This is a genomic window from Gordonia spumicola (assembly GCF_009932475.1).
GTDB lineage: Bacteria > Actinomycetota > Actinomycetes > Mycobacteriales > Mycobacteriaceae > Gordonia > Gordonia spumicola.
Genome location: NZ_BJOV01000005.1, coordinates 303,076 through 321,142 on the forward strand (window position 1 = coordinate 303,076; position 18,067 = coordinate 321,142).

Here is an 18,067-nt window from a genome sequence, read left to right on the forward strand (position 1 = left end):
GTCTATACGGCGATTGCTGGCTATCGTGAGCCCGTGAAATCCAAAGCGGTGGTCGACAGGTTGCGGGATCCGGCGCTGCTGTCGTCCGCGGCGATCGGAGTCGGGGCCGGATTGCTCGCGGTGGCGGCGTGGCTTGCGGTGTCGGCCCTGGTGTGGGGGACCCCCAACGAGTCGCAGAACGCTTACGGGACCAGGGGCGAGACGCGGTTCAGCGACATCCGCGTCCCCGTCGCCGGAGGTGTGGCCGTCGTGGCGGCGTGCATCCTCGCGGTGATCGCTGTGTTGCTCGTCGTGCATCGCCGACCGGCGCGCCTCGGAACGCGGCGGGCGATCCTCATCCTGGCGTTCTGCGGCGTGGTGGTCGTGACGGTGGCCGCGAAGTTCGCTCGCCTCACCGGCGCCCGCACCGACGACTGGGGGACGCAGGGATCGGGCTTTCAGGCGACGGTCGACGCCTGGTGGATCTGCCTCGCCGGGCTGATTGTTGTGCTCGTCGGAACTGCGGCGACCTGGTTCTCTGCCGATCCAGGGCCACGACTCGTCACCGTCGGAGTCTGGCTCCTCACCGTCGTCGTCGGCGTCGGCGCCATCGGACTTCCGCCCGTCGAAGACGGCGAACTGACCGTGGTCCATGCGGAGATGCAGCCGAAGGCGAGCACGGTGCCCGCGGACGTGGCGGTGCCTGGGCGCGTCATCGCGGGGCTCCGGTCCGACTGGCCCGCCGTCGGACCCGGGTACGTGACCGGCATCGACACGGACACCGATAGCGGCGTCGTCACAGCCGACATCGTGATGCACAATGCGTCCGACTCGTCGGAACGGTGGCGGCTGCGGATTCCGGACGGCGTCTACACGTCCGCGGCGGTCCACACGATGGCCGGACGCCGCCAGCTCGTGGTGGCTGTCCATGAAGCCGACGGGGACCGGACCTGGTACGGCATCGATGTATACGACGGCGACATCCTCTGGAAGCGGGTGGCCGCACCACCGTATCTGTCGAACTCGAGTCGAAACGGGGCGCAGACCAGCTATCACCTGCTGACGCGGTCTCGCGGTGAGGCGACGGTCACCGCTGTCGATGTGGTCACCGGCCGCGACGCCTGGACATGGCGTGCACCGGCGACGTGCGGGATCTCCTCGCTGGCCGATCGTCCGATGGACGTGATGGTGCTGCTCCAGTGTCCCGACCGCACGCGAATCGTCAGGATCGACGCGGCCACGGGCCGTGGACACGACCGTGTGGCGGGCACTCCGGACGGCCTCCGGAACATTGTGGAGTTGGAACAGGCTCGCGGGCTCGACGGCAGGCGTTTCGGGGGATCTGTCGGTGGATACGGCCCGAGTGGGGAAGACTTGCCCGACCGCATCGTCGATCTGACGACCGGACGGAAGCTGGCTGCCACCGGAGAGTTCACCTGCGACGAGGCGACGAACTGTCTCATCGCGGACGGGAAGAAGAACGTCACGCTCCGCTCATTGACAGGTGAATATCCGGACGTCGCGTTCGCGAGTTCGGACGTTCCGAAGTCGGTCATGGTTCTCGAGGCGTCCGTGGTGTGGACGACGAGCACCCATGTCGTCGTCGCCGACCGGGCCACGGGCCGCATCCGCACGGTCGACGGTTCGTACACCGATCCGACAGTCGTCGGCGGCGGAGTCTTCCTGCAGTCGTACGTAGATCGCGACGACACCGAGAGTAGCGGGCTGTTCCTCCCAGGAGTTCACGCATGACCGACATCCCCGCCGCCGACCCGGCCCCGCGGACGCTGAGCGCGTACGCGATCGGCGCGTGCGTCGGGCTGGCGATTCTTGCACTGGCCGGAGGCGTCTTCGCATTGACCTCCGAGTCGCCGGTGCTCGACGCCGATTCGACCGTCGCTTCACTCAGCGCTGTCGCGATCGCCGCGGCGGCGTGCACGTTCCTCGCTGTCGCGGTCGTCGTGTGCCTGCGTGGACGGCATCGCGGCGAGATCGCGTGGTTCGTCGGGTGGCTCGCCGGCCCGTCGACCATCGCGACGATCGTGTTCGCGAGTCATCTCGGCAAGGATCCGGACCTCTACCGCTTCCTCGATTCGCGCGGCGCGGTCGTCGCGTCGTTGGCTGGCGCGGTGGCGGGCAGCGTGGCGCTGGTGGCGACTCTCGCCATTGCGGTGAGCGGCGGGCGTCGAGGCGTACTCGTCGCGATGCTCACGGCGATTGCCGTGGTCGCTGCGGGTGTCGGAGGCTCGGCACCGTTGATGCGTGCCTACGCGGACACGCCGTGGATGCCCGTGGTCGTCGAACCGGCCACACCCCTCGGCGGCATGCCCGACGCCGTCGGAGCGCCGGTGTACCGGATCGACATCGCCGAGCGGGGCGACGTCACCGTCCACGGCGGGATGGTCATGGTCGCGGAGGGCTCCAAGTTGACAGCGCGTGACGCGCGCACCGGTCGAACGGTCTGGAAGGTGCGCTTCGGGGACCTCAGCCCGGCAGGCCGGTCCGGGCCTGCGCTCCTTCAGCAAGAGGTCGTCCGTGGCGGTACCGCGATCCGTATCGGCCGTGAGGGCGGGGTCACCCTCGATGTCGACATCCGCACTGGTCGTGTCGTGTCGCGCGGACGACTCGTGAAAGAGGAGTCCGGGACGGGGAAGAACTCGACGAGCCTCCCGGACGGGAGGACCGTCACGATGTCGAGCAACGATCGCGCGACGGTCACCGATGCGGACGGCCGCGTCATCGACGAGTTCGTCGTTCCCGAGAACTTCAGCGTCGATCAGCTCGCCGACGGTCCGCGCGGCATGATCGTGCTGTCGTGGTCGTCCGATCCAGGCGACGGCACTCTCCGGATTCGCGACGTGGCGCGGCACCGTACCGTGACGGTGGACCTCGCCGGCCTGCACCTCACACCCGGCGAGACCCTCAGTATCCGCGAGGTCGCCGCTGTCGGTGACAATCTGCTCATCGCTTCGAATGACACGCTGGTCACCGTCGACGTCGATCGCAACAGGGTGGTGTCGCGAACTCCGTCGCCGTGCGGCTTGCAAGGGTGGATGTTCGCTGCCTGGTCCACCCCGGGCGCGACCATCGTCCGGTGCAGCAGCGCGGTGGGTGACAGCCGATTCTTGATAGGCATGGCCTGACTCTGTCGAGCCCGGTCTCAAGTGTTGCCAAACTCAGTACCGAGACGGGCACTCGCGGGCAGTATTCCCTCGAGTGCCGATCTCAGTACTGAATTTGGGAGGCTCGGATCAGATAGGCCTGTGCCCGACCCTGGGATTGTGATCGGCGGCATACCGTCGACGTGTCACAGGGAGGCGGCGGGCGGTGTCCCATGTATGTCCACCACCGACGCTAGAGGGAGTCACACCATGAAGATCGTGATCGCAGGGGCCGGATACGCGGGAACAGTCGCGGCGAACCTGTTGGCGCGCAAGGGCAGCGGATTGACGGTCACGGTCGTCAGTCCGCACGCGCAGTTCGTCGAGCGAGTCCGACTGCACCAGGAGATCGCTGGAACCGGACAGGCGACGCGGCCATTGTCAGAGATGCTCGACGGACGCGTCGCGCACCGGAAGGCCGCAGTCGAGAAGGTTGACGACGGAGTCGTCGAACTGTCCGACGGCACGTCGCTCGATTTCGACCGCATGATCTATGCGGTCGGAAGCTCGGCCGCCGCACCCGAGGGGACCCTGGCGGTCGGAGACGTCGACCAGGCTTGCGAAGCCGCCCGACGCCTGCGGGCCCTCGAAGAAGGGGCGGCGGTGACCGTCGTCGGGGCCGGACTGACCGGAATCGAAGCGGCGTCGGAGGTTGCCGAGCAGCGCCCCGACCTGGTGGTTCGGCTCGTCGGCGACGAGCTCGGCGCGTCGCTCGGAGATGGCGCGCGGCGCAGAGTCGCCGAGGTGCTGTCGACTCTCGGCGTCGAGGTCGTCCGCGGCACGTGGACGACTGCCGACAACTCGGACCTCACACTGTGGGCGGTGGCCGCGCAGGTCAGCGACCTGGCCGCGCTAAGCGGTCTCGACACCGATGAGACGGGCAGAGTGCGAGTCGATCCACAGCTCCGCAGCACCAGCCACCCCACCGTGTACGCGGTCGGCGACGCAGCCGCGGTGGCGGGAACACGCGCCAGCTGTCAGGCCGCACTCCCGCAGGGCGCCCATGCCGCGAAGAACATCATTCGGGAGACGGCGGGACGCCGGCCGACGCCGTTCTCGATGTCGTTCGTCGGGCAGAACGTGTCGCTGGGCAGGCACGACGCGGTGATCCAGCACGCACATCGCAATGACGACCCCAGTCGGATCTGGTTCGGCGGACGCGCCGGGGCGATGTTCAAGGAGCAGGTGTGCCGCTTCGCGGCTCGGTCCGCCAGAACGGGTTCCGCGGTGACGTTCCCGGGGCCGAGATGACGGCCGACGACTTCGTCGAGCATCGCCCGCTGCTGTTCTCCATCGCCTACGAGATCCTCGGCTCGGTCGCCGACGCCGAAGACGTGGTCTCCGACAGTTGGCTGCGGTGGCGCGACGTCGACCGAGCCGGTGTGGAGAATCCCCGCGCGTATCTGGCGCGGATCGTCACGCGACAAGCCCTCAACGCGGCACGCAGGGCGGGACGACGGCGGGAGGACTACGTCGGCCCGTGGTTGCCGGAACCGCTCGAGACGTCCACCGACGATGCGCTCGACCACATCCTGACCGGGGAGGCGGTGACCACCGCGATGCTGCTCGTCCTCGAGACGCTGAGCCCGCCGGAACGAGCGGTGTTCGTCCTGCGCGAGGTGTTCGCGTTCGAGTATTCGGAGATCGCCGCCGCCGTCGACAAGAGCGAGTCGGCGGTCAGGCAGATCGCGAGCCGCGCCCGAAACCACGTGCGGGCCAGACGCAATGCGGCCGTCGCCGAACCGTCACAGGCGCAGGCGGTAGCCGAACGCTTCCTCGCGAGCGCCGTCACCGGCGACGTCCAGGGCCTCATGGACACGTTGGCGCCCGGCGTCGTCTTCCTCGGCGACGGCGGGGGAGTCGTCTCGGCGGCCCGCAGGCCGGTCCACGGGGTCGATCACGTCGCGCGCCTGCTCGTCGGGCTGCTCGCCAAGGGGACGGACATGGGCGAGATGGGTTTCCGGATGACGGTCGTCAACGGCATGCCCGCGGTCATCACGTCCATCGACGGCGTGGTCGACAACGTGACGTGCGTCGAGGTGATCGACGGTCGGGTGACCGCCGTCTACGTCGTGCGGAACCCCGAGAAGCTGGGCCGCCTACGCTCGGTGTCATGACCACACCGCACGCGCGGGTCCTCGACCGCGACACCGTCCTCTGCGTCTCGCTCGCGGCGAGGCCGTCGAACATCGGCACCCGATTCCACAACCGGCTGTACAACGACCTCGGCCTGAACTACGTCTACAAGGCGTTCGCGCCGGCCGACATCGCGTCGGCGGTCGCCGGGATCCGGGGGCTGCCGATCCGTGGCGCCGCGGTCTCGATGCCGTACAAGGAGGCGGTGATCCCGCTGGTCGACGTGCTCGAGCCGTCGGCGGCCGCGATCGACTCGGTCAACACGATCGTCAACGACGACGGTGTGCTGCGGGGGTACAACACGGACTATCAGGCGGTCGCCGACCTGCTCGCGGCGTCGACCTTCGAGCGCGGTGCGCGTGTCGCGGTCGCCGGGAGCGGCGGAATGGCGAAAGCGGTCGTCGCGGCACTGAGGGACACCGGTTTCACCGATGTCACGGTGGTCTCGCGCAACCGGGAGACCGGGCGTGCGCTCGCCGAGAAGTACGGATTCACTCATGTCGTCGACCTGGCCGACGCCCACCCCGCGATCCTCGCCAACGCCACCCCGATCGGCATGGCGGGCGGACCGGGCGAACACGAGCTGCCGTTCTCCCGAGGCGCGGTCGACGCGGCGACCGGCGTGCTCGACGTGGTCGCGATGCCGCCGGACACCCCGCTCGTACGGGCCTCACGCGCCCGCGGTGTGGAGGTGATCAGCGGCGACGCCGTAATCGCGGGCCAGGCCGCGGCGCAGTTCGCCCTGTACACGGGCGTCACCCCGACGCCGGAGCAGATTCGGGCCGCCTCGGAGTACTCGCGGCAATAGCATGGTCACCATGCTCATCGCAGGCCTCGTGTTCGCCGCAGTCGCGGCGCTCATCCACGTGTTCATCTTCTACCTCGAGTCCGTCGCGTGGACCACGCCGCGCGCGCGGGCCGTCTTCGGCACGTCGCAGCAGGAGGCCGAGGCGACCAAGGCCCTCGCCCTCAACCAGGGGTTCTACAACCTGTTCCTCGCGGTGTCGATCGCGCTCGGGATCGTGCTCGTGGCCGCCGGTCAGAAGGCGGTCGGGTCGACTCTGGTGTTCGCGGGCGCAGGCAGCATGGTCGCCGCGGGGCTCGTGTTGATCGTGTCCGATCGCTCGAAGGCGTCCGCGGCGCTCAAACAACTGGTCCCGCCCGCGATCGGAGTCGTCCTCCTGGCGGTCGGCCTGCTCGGGTGACCGCAGGCCGTCATCCGACGTCGCGGCCGGAGAACCGGAGCAGCAGGTCGACGGCGGTGCCTTCGACGGTCTCTCCGTCACCGGCGGTGTAGTCGCAGTCGGTGGCGACCAGCCTCAGGCCCTCCGCCCGTTCCGCGCCGCCGCCCCAGCTGACGGCCGTCCGGAGCTGATAGTCGAGGGCGTCGAGGACTGCGGGAGTCGGATACGAGCCGGTGATGCCGAGCGGGCGACGGATGTCCTCGCCGTGCACGATCGCCTCCACCAGTCGTGTCGCGATCGGCGCCGGTGGCGTCCTGGTGAGGTCGGCCGCGGCGCGCAGGTCGGCGACGGTGTCGGCGGGACGGTCCCGCAGCCTACGCCGTACGCCCGACTCGTTCGCGCGGTCGAAGTCGAAGCGAGCGATCACCATGTCGCGGGCGAAGGAGAGGCGGCCCGTGCGGGCGGTGTCGACGATGTGCGCCAGCACGTCGTGGACGGTCCACCCCGGACACAGCGACGGAGTGCTCCAGTCGTCGTCGGTGAGGCCGTCGAGGTCGGCGGCGAGGGTGAGGCGATCGGTCCGGATCACGGTCCACACGTCGGCGCGGCTCAGGCGAGAGGATGTCTTCACCCGTCGATTGTCATACGAACACCCGACAGTTGTGGGTGATTGGCGGGGTCGGGTCCGCGTGTGACCCGACCGATTGTCCAGAACTGCGGCCAGGCCAATAGGATAGGGACCCGTGACTCCCACCGAACTCGCTGCTCTGCTTCGCGCTGCGACGCGCAAGGTGTTCGCGGCCCATGACCTGGACGTCGACCTCATTCCGGAGACCGTGGTGGTGGAGCGTCCGCGCAGCCCCGAGCACGGCGACTACGCGACCAACATCGCCCTTCAGCTCGGTAAGAAGGCCGGCGTCAATCCGCGCGAACTCGCCGCATGGCTCGCCGAGGCGTTCGCGGCGGAGGACGGCGTCGACTCCGCCGAGATCGCGGGTCCGGGCTTCGTGAACCTCCGCCTGGCGGCGGCCGCGCAGAACCAGACCGTCGCGACGGTCCTCACGGAGCGCGAGAAGTACGGCCGCGGCGACGAACTCGCCGCTCTCGACGTGAACCTGGAGTTCGTGTCGGCCAACCCGACCGGCCCCATCCACCTGGGCGGAACCCGCTGGGCGGCGGTGGGCGACGCCCTCGGCCGCGTCCTCGCGGCGCGCGGCGCGAAGGTCACCCGCGAGTACTACTTCAACGACCACGGCGAGCAGATCAACCGCTTCGCCCGGTCACTGCTCGCGGCGGCGCTCGGTCAGCCCGCCCCCGAGGACGGCTACGCGGGCGAGTACATCTCGGAGATCGCCGCGACAGTCGTCGATGGCAACCCCGGCGTCCTCGACCAGCCGGAGGAGGAGCGTCTGGAGACGTTCCGCGCGGTCGGCGTCGACCTGATGTTCGCGCACATCAAGCGCACCCTGCACGAGTTCGGCACCGACTTCGACGTCTACACGCACGAGAACTCGATGTTCGATCGCGGCCTCGTCGACGAGGCGATCGCCGAGCTGAAGGCCAACGGCAACCTGTACGAGGCGGACGGCGCGTGGTGGCTGCGGTCGACTAACTACGGTGACGACAAGGACCGCGTCGTCATCAAGAGCGACGGCAACCACGCCTACATCGCCGGCGACGTCGCCTACCTCAAGGACAAGCACGACCGCGGCGCCAATCACCTCATCTACATGCTCGGCGCCGATCACCACGGGTACGTCGTCCGCCTCAAGGCGGCGGCGGCCGCGCTCGGCTACGACCCGGAGACGGTCGAGGTGCTGATCGGCCAGATGGTGAACCTCGTCAAGGACGGCACCCCCGTCCGCATGAGCAAGCGCGCGGGCACCGTGATCACGCTCGACGACCTCGTCGAGGCGGTCGGCGTCGACGCCGCCCGCTACGCGCTGATCCGTTCGTCGATCGACGTCAACATCGACATCGACCTCGACCTGCTGCGCAAGCAGTCGTCCGACAACCCGGTGTACTACGTGCAGTACGCGCACGCCCGCCTGTCGGCCCTCTCGCGCACCGCGGCCGAGCTCGGCCTCGAACCGTCGACGGAGCACCTCGAACTCCTCGACGACGAGGCCGAAGGCGACCTGATCCGCACGATCGGCGATTTCTCCGAGGTTGTCGCGACGGCCGCGACGCTGCGCGAGCCGCACCGAGTGAGTCGGTATCTGGAGTCCCTGGCCGGCGCGTATCACCGCTTCTACGCGCGGTGCCGCGTTCTGCCGCAGGGCGACGAGGACGTGACCGACGTCCACCGCGCACGACTCGCGCTGGGCGAGGCGACCCGTCAGGTGCTCGCCAACGGACTCGACCTGGTCGGCGTGAGCGCACCGGAGCGGATGTGATGGCGCACCCCGCAGGTCCGCGTCACGCGGACATCCTCGCGGCTCCGCATTTCGCCGAGCGCCCCAACAGCCCGGCCGAACTGTCCGAGATCCCGGCCAACGTGTACCCGCGAGGCGCCGGGCGCGACGACGACGGAGTGGTCCGGATCGGCGGCGTCGCCGTCGACCGGCTCGCCGAGACGTTCGGCACCCCGCTGTTCGTGTACGACGAGGCAGACTTCCGGTCGCGCTGTGCCGACATGCAGGCCGCGTTCGGTCCGCACGGACGAGTCCACTACGCGTCGAAGGCGTTCCTGTCGTCCGAGGTGGCGCGCTGGGTCCAGTCGGAGGGCCTCTCGCTCGACGTCTGCACCGGAGGCGAGCTCGCGATCGCGTTGCGCGCGGGCTTCCCGGCCGAGCGGATCGCCATGCACGGCAACAACAAGAGCGAAGCCGAACTCGACTACGCCCTGGAGTCCGGCATCGGCCACGTCGTCCTCGACTCGATGTACGAGATCGAACGGCTCGACCGTATCGCCGGCGCACGAGGCGTCGTCGCCGACGTGCTGATCCGCGTGACGCCAGGCGTCGAGGCGCACACGCACGAGTTCATCTCGACGGCTCACGAGGATCAGAAGTTCGGCTTCGCGCTGGCCGGCGGCAAGGCGATGGACGCCATCCGAGCCGTGTTCGCGGCCGACAACCTGCGTCTGGTCGGCCTGCACAGTCACATCGGCTCGCAGATCTTCGAGATCGACGGTTTTGAGCTCGCCGCACACCGCGTCCTCGGCCTGCTGGCCGACGTCGTCGCCGAGTTCGGCGTGGAGAAGACGACACAGATCGAGGTCCTCGACCTCGGCGGAGGTCTCGGCATCTCGTACATCCCGTCGGAGAACCCGCCGCTCGTGGCAGATCTCGCGGCGTCGCTCGTCGACATCGTCCGCCGTGAGTCGGACCGGCTGGGACTGCCGATGCCGACTATCGCCGTCGAACCGGGGCGCGCCATCGCCGGACCGGCGGGCGTCACCGTCTACCGGGTGGGCACCATCAAGGATGTCGACCTCGACGGCGCCGCGACCAGGCGATACGTGTCGGTCGACGGCGGAATGAGCGACAACATCCGGACCGTCCTCTACGACGCCGAGTACGACGTCCGGCTCGCGAACCGGGTCTCGGACGTGCCCGCAGTGGTGTGCCGCGTGGTCGGCAAGCACTGCGAGAGCGGCGACATCGTGGTCCGCGACTGCTGGCTTCCGTCCGACCTGACGCCGGGCGACCTACTGGTGGTCGGGGCGACGGGCGCATACTGCTATTCGATGTCGAGCCGCTACAACATGGCGCCGCGCGCCGCGGTCACCGCCGTGCGCGACGGACAAGCACGACTCATCCTGCGGCGGGAGACCGTCGAAGACTTCTTGAGCCTGGAGGTGGATCCCACATGACCGCAGAGTCAACCCGTCCGATCGGCGTCGCCGTGCTCGGCATGGGCAATGTCGGCACCGAGGTCGTCCGGATTCTCACGGACAACGCGCACGATCTGCGTGCCAGAGTCGGCGCACCCGTCGAACTCCGCGGCGTGTCCGTGCGCGATCTCAGTCGTCCCAGGGGCGGCATCGCGTCGTCGCTGCTGACCGACGATCCGCTGTCGTTGGTCACCCGCGACGACGTCGATATCGTCGTGGAGCTGATCGGCGGCATCGAACCGCCGCGCACCCTGATCCGCACCGCGTTGCAGGCGGGCAAGTCGGTCGTCACCGCCAACAAGGCGCTGATGGCCGTGCATTCGGGTGAACTGTCCGAGGCGGCAGCGACGAGCAACGTCGACCTGTACTTCGAGGCCGCGGTCGCCGGCGCCATCCCGGTGATCCGGCCGCTGACACAATCGCTCGCGGGCGATCACGTGAACCGGGTGGCGGGCATCGTCAACGGCACCACCAACTTCATCCTGTCGGCGATGGACGAGACCGGGGCCGACTACGCGGACGCGCTCGCCGAAGCCGGACGTCTCGGGTACGCCGAGGCCGACCCGACGGCCGACGTCGAAGGGCACGACGCGGCAGCGAAGGCGGCGATCCTCGCGTCGATCGCGTTCCACTCGCGGGTCGTCGCGGGCGACGTGTACTGCGAAGGCATCACCAAGATCACCTCGGAGGACCTCGCCGCGGCGAAGAAGTTCGACTGCACCGTCAAGCTGCTCGCCATCTGCGAGCGCATCGACGCGGACGGCGTCGAGAAGGTGTCGGCGCGCGTGTACCCGGCGCTGGTGCCGCTCGACCATCCGCTCGCCACCGTCAACGGAGCGTTCAACGCGGTCGTCGTCGAGGCCGAGAACGCGGGACGTCTCATGTTCTACGGTCAGGGTGCGGGCGGCGACCCGACCGCGTCGGCGGTCCTCGGCGACCTCGTGATGGCCGCGCGCAACCGCGTGTACAGCGGACGCGGCCCGCTGGAGTCGACGTACGCGTCGCTGCCGATCGCCTCGATCGACGACGTGCAGACCCGCTACTACGTGTCGATGCAGGTCGCCGACCGGCCGGGGGTCCTCGAGCAGGTCGCCGCCGAGTTCGCCAAGCGCGATGTCAGCATCGCCGCCGTCCGTCAGGAGGGCGCGGGCGAGAGCGCCCGCCTGATCGTCGTCACTCACCGCGCCTCCGACCGCGACCAGTCGGAGACCGTCGCCGCAATCGAGAAGATGGACTCCGTCATCAAGGTGTCCAGCGTGCTCCGTCTGGAGGGAACCAATGACTAACGCCGACTACCAGCCCGTTCACCGGGGTTGGCCCGGACTGATCGAGGCGTACCGGGACCGCATGCCGGTGGGCGACGACTGGAAGATCGTGACCCTGCACGAGGGCGCGACCCCGCTGATCGCGGCTCCGGTCTTGTCGGAGATCACCGGCTGCGAGGTCTACCTGAAGGTGGAGGGCCTCAACCCGACCGGTTCGTTCAAGGACCGCGGCATGACGATGGCAGTCACCAACGCCGTCAACAACGGCAAGAAGGCCGTCCTGTGCGCGTCGACGGGCAACACGTCGGCCTCGGCCGCCGCCTACGCGACCCGTGCGGGCATGACCTGCGCCGTCCTCATCCCCGAGGGCAAGATCGCGATGGGCAAGCTCGCGCAGGCCGTCATGCACGGCGCGCAGGTGATCCAGGTGCAGGGCAACTTCGACGACTGTCTCGAACTGGCACGCAAGGTGACCGCCGAGTTCACCGAGATCGAGCTGGTCAACTCGGTGAACCCGGCCCGCATCGAGGGTCAGAAGACGGCCTCGTTCGAGATCGTCGACGTCCTCGGCAAGGCCCCCGACATCCACGCCCTGCCGGTCGGCAACGCGGGCAACATCACCGCGTACTGGAAGGGTTACCGCGAGTATCACGCCGACGGCATCATCGACACGTTGCCGCGCATGCTCGGCGTGCAGGCCGCGGGTGCGGCCCCGCTTGTCAACGGCGCGCCGGTCAGCGACCCGGAGACCATCGCGACCGCCATCCGCATCGGCTCGCCTGCCAGCTGGAATCAGGCCGTCGCGGCCAAGGACGAGTCGAACGGTCAGTTCCGCGCCGCCACCGACGAGAAGATCCTCGAGGCGTACCGCCTGGTCGCGGGCCGCGAAGGCGTCTTCGTCGAGCCCGCGTCGGCGGCCAGCGTCGCCGGACTGCTCGCCGCCCACGACGAGGGCTGGGTTGAGCCCGGCTCCACCGTCGTGTGCACCGTGACCGGCAACGGCCTGAAGGACCCGGACACCGCGCTGCTCGGCATGCCGGGGACGTCCGGGAGCGGAGCGAGCGGGTCCAATGGGCTGGTGGACGCCATCCCGGTCGATCCGGTGGCCGTTGCCCGCGCACTCGGCGTCAGCTGATCTAGATGGAGAACGCTGTGACAGCTGTGACGATCGGTGCCCCGGATGCCGACCTGGTGCTGACGCCCGGCGCCGCGGCCCGTGTGCGGGTGCCCGCGTCGAGCGCCAACCTCGGCCCCGGGTTCGACTGCCTCGGGCTGGCCCTCGGACTGTATGACGAGGTCAGCGTCACCGTCACCGAGGCGGGCTCGGGGGTGGTGGTGACCGCGGAGGGGGAGTCGGCCGACGACGTCCCCCTCGACGAGCGCCACCTGGTGGCGCGCGCGGTGATCCGCGGCCTCGACGCCGCGGGCGTCGCCGCGCCCGGCCTGCAGCTGCACTGCGTGAACCGCATCCCGCATTCACGCGGACTCGGATCGTCGGCCGCCGCCGTCGTCGGCGGACTGGCCGCGGCGTCGGGTCTGCTGGTCGCCGATTCGCGTCGTCCGGCGCTCACCCAGACGCAGCTCGTCCAGCTGTCCAGCGAGTTCGAGGGCCATCCCGACAATGCGGCCGCGTCGGTCCTCGGGTCGGCCGTGGTGACGTGGATGCACGACACCACCGAGTTCTTCGCGCGCAAGCTGCCGCTCCACCCGTCCATCAGGGCGACGTCGTTCATCCCGCAGACGCAGTCGTCGACGGCCGAGACTCGAGGTCTCCTGCCCGACGACGTGCCGCGCGCCGACGCGGTCTTCAACGTCAGCCGCGTGGCGCTCGGCGTGGTCGCCTTGACCGCGGATCCGACGTGCCTGATGGATGCGACGAGCGACCGCCTGCACCAGGCGTACCGTGCGTCGGCGATGCCCGCGACGAGCGGACTGATGACCGCGCTCCGGGAGCGCGGTCATGCCGCCACGGTGTCGGGCGCCGGCCCGTCGGTGCTGGTGTTGGGGACGTCGGACCTCGGTGATGACGAAGCCTCTCTCGCCGCGGAGTTCGGCTTCGAGATGATTCCGCTCCCGATCGCGGGAGGTGTCGAGATCCTGCCGTGACGGGCCGGGTTCCACACCGCTTGCCTTACCCAGTGGTACGCTGTAGTCGCTCAACCGTGACAGCCGATTTTCTGACGGCTTGCCCTTCTTCGGTTGAATGACATACTCCCGCTCGAGTCCGAGTGGACGCCCCGGCCTCTGGTGTCGGGGAACTGAAAGGATTTCCGTGACTGAAACGGACCTGCAGGCACCGAAGCGCGCCCGTACCGGGCTGTCCGCGATGCTGCTCCCCGAACTGAAGTCGCTGGCAGGCGAACTCGGCATCAAAGGCACCTCGGGCATGCGCAAGGGCGACCTGATCGACGTCATCCGCGCACATCAGCAGGGTGGACGCCCCGCGGCCGCGAAGAATGCGGCCCCCAAGGCCGACGCTCCGAAGGCAGAGAAGGCCAAGACCGACGCGCCCAAGGCGACCCGTACGGCCGAGGCGCCCAAGCAGGACGCGCCGAAGGCCGAGGCACCCAAGAACGAGGCGCCCAAGAACGAGTCGACCAAGAACGACGCTCCGGCGGCCCAGAAGCCCGCTGTTGAGAAGTCCGCAGGTGAGAAGCCTGCCGGTGAGAAGTCGGATGACCAGCCGTCGGGTGACAACACCGCGGCCGATCGTCCCGCACGCAATCGTGATCGCGACCGGAACCGGAATCGGAACCGCGATCGCAATCAGGGCGATCAAGCCCAGTCCGCCGAGAAGCCCGCGGGTGACAAGCAGTCCGGTGACAACACTCAGGGCGAGAAGTCGGAGAACCAGGGCGAGAAGAATCGCGGCGGCCAGAACCAGGGCAATCGCCAGAACAACAACAACGATGACGACGACGGTGACGGAAACGGGCGTCGTCGTGGGCGTCGTTTCCGCGAGCGTCGCCGTGGACGCGACCGCGGTGGCGACGGCAACAACGCCGAACCGCAGGTCAATGAGGGCGACACCGTCGTCCCGGTGGCCGGAATCCTCGACGTTCTCGACAACTACGCGTTCGTCCGCACGTCCGGTTACCTCGCGGGCTCGAACGACGTGTACGTGTCGATGAACCTGGTGCGCCGCAACGGACTGCGCCGCGGCGACGCGATCACCGGTGCGGTGAAGGTCGCCAAGGACGGCGAGGGCCAGCAGGGCGGCGGCAACAATCGCGCCAAGTTCAACCCGCTGGTCCGCCTGGACACGGTGAACGGCGCGCCCGTCGAGGCGGCGCGCAACCGTCCCGAGTTCTCCAAGCTCACGCCGCTGTACCCGAACCAACGTCTGCGCCTGGAGACCACGCCCGAGCGGTTGTCGACGCGCGTCATCGACCTGATCATGCCGATCGGCAAGGGGCAGCGCGCGCTGATCGTGTCGCCGCCGAAGGCGGGCAAGACGACGATCCTGCAGGACATCGCGAACGCGATCTCCATCAACAACCCGGAATGCCATCTGATGGTCGTGCTCGTCGACGAGCGTCCCGAAGAGGTCACCGACATGACCCGTTCGGTGAACGGCGAGGTCATCGCGTCGACGTTCGACCGTCCGCCGTCGGATCACACCAGCGTCGCCGAACTCGCGATCGAGCGGGCGAAGCGTCTCGTCGAAGGCGGCATGGACGTCGTCGTCCTGCTCGACTCGATCACCCGCCTCGGCCGCGCGTACAACAACGCCTCGCCTGCGTCGGGCCGCATCCTGTCCGGCGGTGTCGACTCGACGGCCCTGTACCCGCCGAAGCGCTTCCTCGGAGCGGCCCGCAACATCGAGAACGGCGGTTCGTTGACGATCATCGCGTCGGCGCTGGTCGAGACCGGTTCGACCGGTGACACGGTGATCTTCGAGGAGTTCAAGGGCACCGGCAACGCCGAGCTGAAGCTCGATCGCAAGATCTCCGAGCGTCGCGTCTTCCCGGCGGTCGACGTGAACCTGTCGAGCACCCGCAAGGACGAATTGCTGCTCTCGCCCGACGAGTTCGCGATCGTCCACAAGCTGCGTCGTCTCCTGTCCGGCCTCGACTCGCAGGCCGCGATCGATCTCCTCGTCAGCCAGCTGAAGAAGACTCGCAGCAACGTCGAGTTCCTCATGCAGGTCAGCAAGAACGCGCCCGTCGCCTCCGACGACTAGTCGCAAGCCGCAAAAGTCACGCCCTGTCCGCATTCATTCGCGGGCAGGGCGTGACTTTTTGGGCTTTCTGCAAGCCTGTGGAATCCGGAGTGAACCGAAGCGAGGTTCCGTGCGTCCAATGGGTATGAACCTCGAACAGTTTCCGGCGGACGATCACGGTCTCATTCTGCGTCGACGCGCACTCGCTCTGGGGTGTTCACCTGCGCAGTTGTCGCGGGCGGTGGACGCGGGCCTTCTGGAACGGATCGACCCCGGTGTCCTTGTCCCGGCGGCCGCACGTACTCCGCGTGAACTGCACGTCCTACGGGCGCGCGCGGTTGCAGGGAAGCATCCCGGTGTGGTGTTCGTGGACGAGACCGCTGCCGCGATCCACGGCCTGCCGCTGCTGAAAGCGGTGTGGGACAAAGTGCATGTCGCATTCGAGACTCGTCTCCGGGGAATCAACCTCGCTGCCCGCTGCGGGGGAGTGTCCGAGGAACACCTCACCGTCATCGGTGGTCTGCTCGTCACATCAATCGAGCAGACGGCTGTCGACACGGCGTGCTCGACGCTCCAGGGTTTCGCCGGAGCGCTCACCGTCTTCGACTCGGCGCTACGAGCGGGCGCGTCGAGGCGGCGAATGGAGGCACTGTTGTCTACGCCTCGGCCGGGAGTCGGTGTGGCGCGGGCGGCCTTGCCATTCGCCAGTTCCGCGTCGGCCAATCCGGGGGAGTCGTGGAGTCGCGCGCAGATGATCGAGGCGGGTCTTACGGCTCCGCGTCTGCAGCATCGCTTCTTCGACGATCAGGGCCGGATCATCGGGCGATCAGACTTCGATTGGGACGGGCGGCTGGCGGGAGAGTTCGACGGATACGGCAAGTACGTCGACTATCTCGACGGTGCGGATACAGCTTTGGACGCCGTACGACGAGAGAAGACGCGGCAGGCCAGGCTGGAGGACCTCGGTGTGAGCGTCGTTCGCTGGGACTGGTCCGACCTGGAAGCCAAACGCATGGTCGCGCGCGTAACCGCGCGCCTCCGTGCACTGGGCATCGTCTGACCTTGCGAGATGGAGGATTCGTCACATACGGGCAGCGGATGAACCAAGCCGTGGAGTGACGTTTGCGGCATGCAGTGACGTATCAGTAGACGTCGCGGAGGTAGCGGCCCTCGGAGCGGAGGCGTTCGAGTTCGGCGCGGGCGTCGGCGTCGTCCACCTCGCCGTGTTCGGCGATGATCGAGGCCAGGGCGTTCTCGACGTCGGCCGCCATGCGGTCGGCGTCGCCGCAGACGTAGAGCACGGCGCCGTCTCGAAGCCACGTGTAGATGTCCTCGCCGTGGCCGTCCATCAGGTGCTGGACGTACACCTTGTCCTCCTGTTCGCGGGAGAACGCGACGTCGAGCCGGTCGAGACTGCCGTCGTGGTGCATCTGGACGATCTCGTCGCGGTAGAGGAAGTCCTGGTCGCGGTCGCGGGCGCCGTGGAACAGCCAGTTGCGACCCGATCCGTCGTCGTTCGCGCGCTCGTGGACGAACGCTCGGAACGGGGCGATGCCAGTGCCCGGCCCGATCATGATGATGTCCGTGTCGGGTTCGGGGAGGCGGAACGACTTGTTGGGCGTCAGGTAGATGCCGACGGTGTCGCCGGGCTGTACGCGGTCGGCGAGGTACGTCGACGCCGCTCCGCCGCGGTCGCGGCCGTCGCCCCACTCGTCGGTGGCGAAGTGGCGGACCGTCGCGGGCGTCAGGTGGATGGCGCCCTCGTGCACCGTCGGCGACGACGAGATGGAGTAGGTCCGTGCGGTGAGCGGCTTCAGCTCGGCGAGCAGCGCCTCCGGGGTGGGGAACCACTCGGCGTCGAGATTCAGCAGGTCGAGGACGTCGCGTCCGCGGGCCCACGCGTCGAGCCGAGCCCGGTCGCCCGCGAGGAGCGCGGCCACTTCGGCGTGGCCGCGGGCGTTCGCGAGGTGATCGAGCAGGTACGGCGACACCGACGTGATCTCGAATCCGTGGGTCAACGCCTGTGCGAGCGTCCGATCGCCCTTCCGGTCGGTGATCACGGTGTCGGCGGGCACGCCGAGGCGTTCGACGATCGCCGCGACCAGCGCGGGTTCGTTGGCCGGCGTCACGTTGACGGCGTCGCCCGGCAGGTAGTCCAGACCGGATCCGGCGATGTCGAGCACCAGGTGCCGGACCTCCTTGGAGCTCTCCGGCGCCGTCAGCAGCGTGTTCTCGACGACCGTCGCGGGGAACGGATTCCGTCGTGACCAGCGGGGACGCTTCGCGGCTCGCGGAGTTGTGCCATCTGTCATGTCTCCAGATTAGGCCACCCAAACAGGTCG

General features: G+C 68.6%; 15 protein-coding genes. 13 read left to right on the forward strand and 2 right to left on the reverse strand.

Features of this window, described 5'->3' with window-relative positions; genetic code table 11:
- Positions 1 to 33 precede the first annotated feature (33 nt).
- The 6 genes from GYB83_RS12650 (at position 34) to GYB83_RS12675 (ending at position 6,481) form a co-directional block, all read left to right on the forward strand.
- On the forward strand, positions 34 to 1,731 hold the full coding sequence (locus GYB83_RS12650; RefSeq protein ID WP_161895856.1) for an outer membrane protein assembly factor BamB family protein: 1,698 nt from the start codon (positions 34 to 36) through the stop codon (positions 1,729 to 1,731).
- Positions 1,728 to 3,122, forward strand: a complete 1,395-nt coding sequence (locus GYB83_RS12655) for a PQQ-binding-like beta-propeller repeat protein (protein WP_161895857.1) — start codon at positions 1,728 to 1,730, stop codon at positions 3,120 to 3,122. The genes GYB83_RS12650 and GYB83_RS12655 overlap by 4 nt, the downstream gene beginning before the upstream one ends.
- Positions 3,123 to 3,350: 228 nt before the next feature.
- Complete coding sequence (locus GYB83_RS12660) at positions 3,351 to 4,391, forward strand: NAD(P)/FAD-dependent oxidoreductase (protein ID WP_161895858.1); 1,041 nt, start codon at positions 3,351 to 3,353, stop codon at positions 4,389 to 4,391.
- Complete coding sequence (locus GYB83_RS12665) at positions 4,388 to 5,257, forward strand: RNA polymerase sigma-70 factor (protein ID WP_161897500.1); 870 nt, start codon at positions 4,388 to 4,390, stop codon at positions 5,255 to 5,257. The genes GYB83_RS12660 and GYB83_RS12665 overlap by 4 nt, the downstream gene beginning before the upstream one ends.
- Complete coding sequence (locus GYB83_RS12670) at positions 5,254 to 6,084, forward strand: shikimate 5-dehydrogenase (protein WP_161895859.1); 831 nt, start codon at positions 5,254 to 5,256, stop codon at positions 6,082 to 6,084. Before GYB83_RS12665 ends, GYB83_RS12670 begins: the two co-directional genes overlap by 4 nt.
- A gap of 10 nt (positions 6,085 to 6,094) precedes the next feature.
- Complete coding sequence (locus GYB83_RS12675) at positions 6,095 to 6,481, forward strand: DUF1304 domain-containing protein (RefSeq protein ID WP_161895860.1); 387 nt, start codon at positions 6,095 to 6,097, stop codon at positions 6,479 to 6,481.
- A 10-nt stretch (positions 6,482 to 6,491) separates the two neighbouring features.
- Here GYB83_RS12675 and GYB83_RS12680 read toward each other — a convergent pair whose 3' ends face one another.
- The gene (locus GYB83_RS12680) at positions 6,492 to 7,091 is read right to left on the reverse strand and encodes a maleylpyruvate isomerase family mycothiol-dependent enzyme (RefSeq protein ID WP_228461451.1); all 600 of its coding nucleotides are present in this window, start codon (positions 7,089 to 7,091) and stop codon (positions 6,492 to 6,494) included.
- Between the two features lie 112 nt (positions 7,092 to 7,203).
- Between GYB83_RS12680 and argS the strand changes: the two genes are divergently transcribed.
- The 7 genes from argS to GYB83_RS12715 all read left to right on the forward strand — a co-directional run bounded on the left by argS (position 7,204) and on the right by GYB83_RS12715 (position 16,785).
- Entirely contained in the window at positions 7,204 to 8,856 is a 1,653-nt protein-coding gene (argS, locus tag GYB83_RS12685; protein WP_161895862.1) for an arginine--tRNA ligase, read from the forward strand.
- Positions 8,853 to 10,277 carry a diaminopimelate decarboxylase gene (gene lysA / locus GYB83_RS12690; protein ID WP_161895863.1) on the forward strand — a complete coding sequence of 475 codons (1,425 nt, stop codon included), beginning with the start codon at positions 8,853 to 8,855 and terminating at the stop codon, positions 10,275 to 10,277. Before argS ends, lysA begins: the two co-directional genes overlap by 4 nt.
- Positions 10,274 to 11,584 (forward strand): homoserine dehydrogenase, encoded by a 1,311-nt coding sequence (locus GYB83_RS12695; protein WP_161895864.1) that lies wholly within the window; start codon positions 10,274 to 10,276, stop codon positions 11,582 to 11,584. Before lysA ends, GYB83_RS12695 begins: the two co-directional genes overlap by 4 nt.
- Positions 11,577 to 12,698 (forward strand): threonine synthase, encoded by a 1,122-nt coding sequence (gene thrC, locus GYB83_RS12700; RefSeq protein WP_161895865.1) that lies wholly within the window; start codon positions 11,577 to 11,579, stop codon positions 12,696 to 12,698. The genes GYB83_RS12695 and thrC overlap by 8 nt, the downstream gene beginning before the upstream one ends.
- A 5-nt stretch (positions 12,699 to 12,703) precedes the next feature.
- Positions 12,704 to 13,669: a homoserine kinase gene (gene thrB / locus GYB83_RS12705; RefSeq protein ID WP_161895866.1), complete on the forward strand. Its 966-nt coding sequence runs from the start codon at positions 12,704 to 12,706 to the stop codon at positions 13,667 to 13,669.
- Positions 13,670 to 13,835: 166 nt separating this feature from the next.
- Positions 13,836 to 15,746 carry a transcription termination factor Rho gene (gene rho, locus GYB83_RS12710; protein ID WP_161895867.1) on the forward strand — a complete coding sequence of 637 codons (1,911 nt, stop codon included), beginning with the start codon at positions 13,836 to 13,838 and terminating at the stop codon, positions 15,744 to 15,746.
- Positions 15,747 to 15,864: 118 nt separating this feature from the next.
- Positions 15,865 to 16,785 carry a type IV toxin-antitoxin system AbiEi family antitoxin domain-containing protein gene (locus GYB83_RS12715; protein WP_161895868.1) on the forward strand — a complete coding sequence of 307 codons (921 nt, stop codon included), beginning with the start codon at positions 15,865 to 15,867 and terminating at the stop codon, positions 16,783 to 16,785.
- Between the two features lie 82 nt (positions 16,786 to 16,867).
- Here GYB83_RS12715 and GYB83_RS12720 read toward each other — a convergent pair whose 3' ends face one another.
- Positions 16,868 to 18,037, reverse strand: a complete 1,170-nt coding sequence (locus tag GYB83_RS12720; protein WP_161895869.1) for a diflavin oxidoreductase — start codon at positions 18,035 to 18,037, stop codon at positions 16,868 to 16,870.
- Positions 18,038 to 18,067: the final 30 nt, after the last annotated feature.

What these genes read in the sequence shown, in the direction of transcription:
- GYB83_RS12720 (WP_161895869.1), bottom strand. Translation starts at nt 18,037, where the DNA reads ATGACAGATGGCACAACTCCGCGAGCCGCGAAGCGTCCCCGCTGGTCA.
- GYB83_RS12715 (WP_161895868.1), top strand. Translation starts at nt 15,865, where the DNA reads ATGGGTATGAACCTCGAACAGTTTCCGGCGGACGATCACGGTCTCATT.
- GYB83_RS12675 (WP_161895860.1), top strand. Translation starts at nt 6,095, where the DNA reads ATGCTCATCGCAGGCCTCGTGTTCGCCGCAGTCGCGGCGCTCATCCAC.
- thrB (WP_161895866.1), top strand. Translation starts at nt 12,704, where the DNA reads ATGGAGAACGCTGTGACAGCTGTGACGATCGGTGCCCCGGATGCCGAC.
- GYB83_RS12660 (WP_161895858.1), top strand. Translation starts at nt 3,351, where the DNA reads ATGAAGATCGTGATCGCAGGGGCCGGATACGCGGGAACAGTCGCGGCG.
- GYB83_RS12665 (WP_161897500.1), top strand. Translation starts at nt 4,388, where the DNA reads ATGACGGCCGACGACTTCGTCGAGCATCGCCCGCTGCTGTTCTCCATC.
- GYB83_RS12655 (WP_161895857.1), top strand. Translation starts at nt 1,728, where the DNA reads ATGACCGACATCCCCGCCGCCGACCCGGCCCCGCGGACGCTGAGCGCG.
- GYB83_RS12695 (WP_161895864.1), top strand. Translation starts at nt 10,274, where the DNA reads ATGACCGCAGAGTCAACCCGTCCGATCGGCGTCGCCGTGCTCGGCATG.
- thrC (WP_161895865.1), top strand. Translation starts at nt 11,577, where the DNA reads ATGACTAACGCCGACTACCAGCCCGTTCACCGGGGTTGGCCCGGACTG.
- GYB83_RS12670 (WP_161895859.1), top strand. Translation starts at nt 5,254, where the DNA reads ATGACCACACCGCACGCGCGGGTCCTCGACCGCGACACCGTCCTCTGC.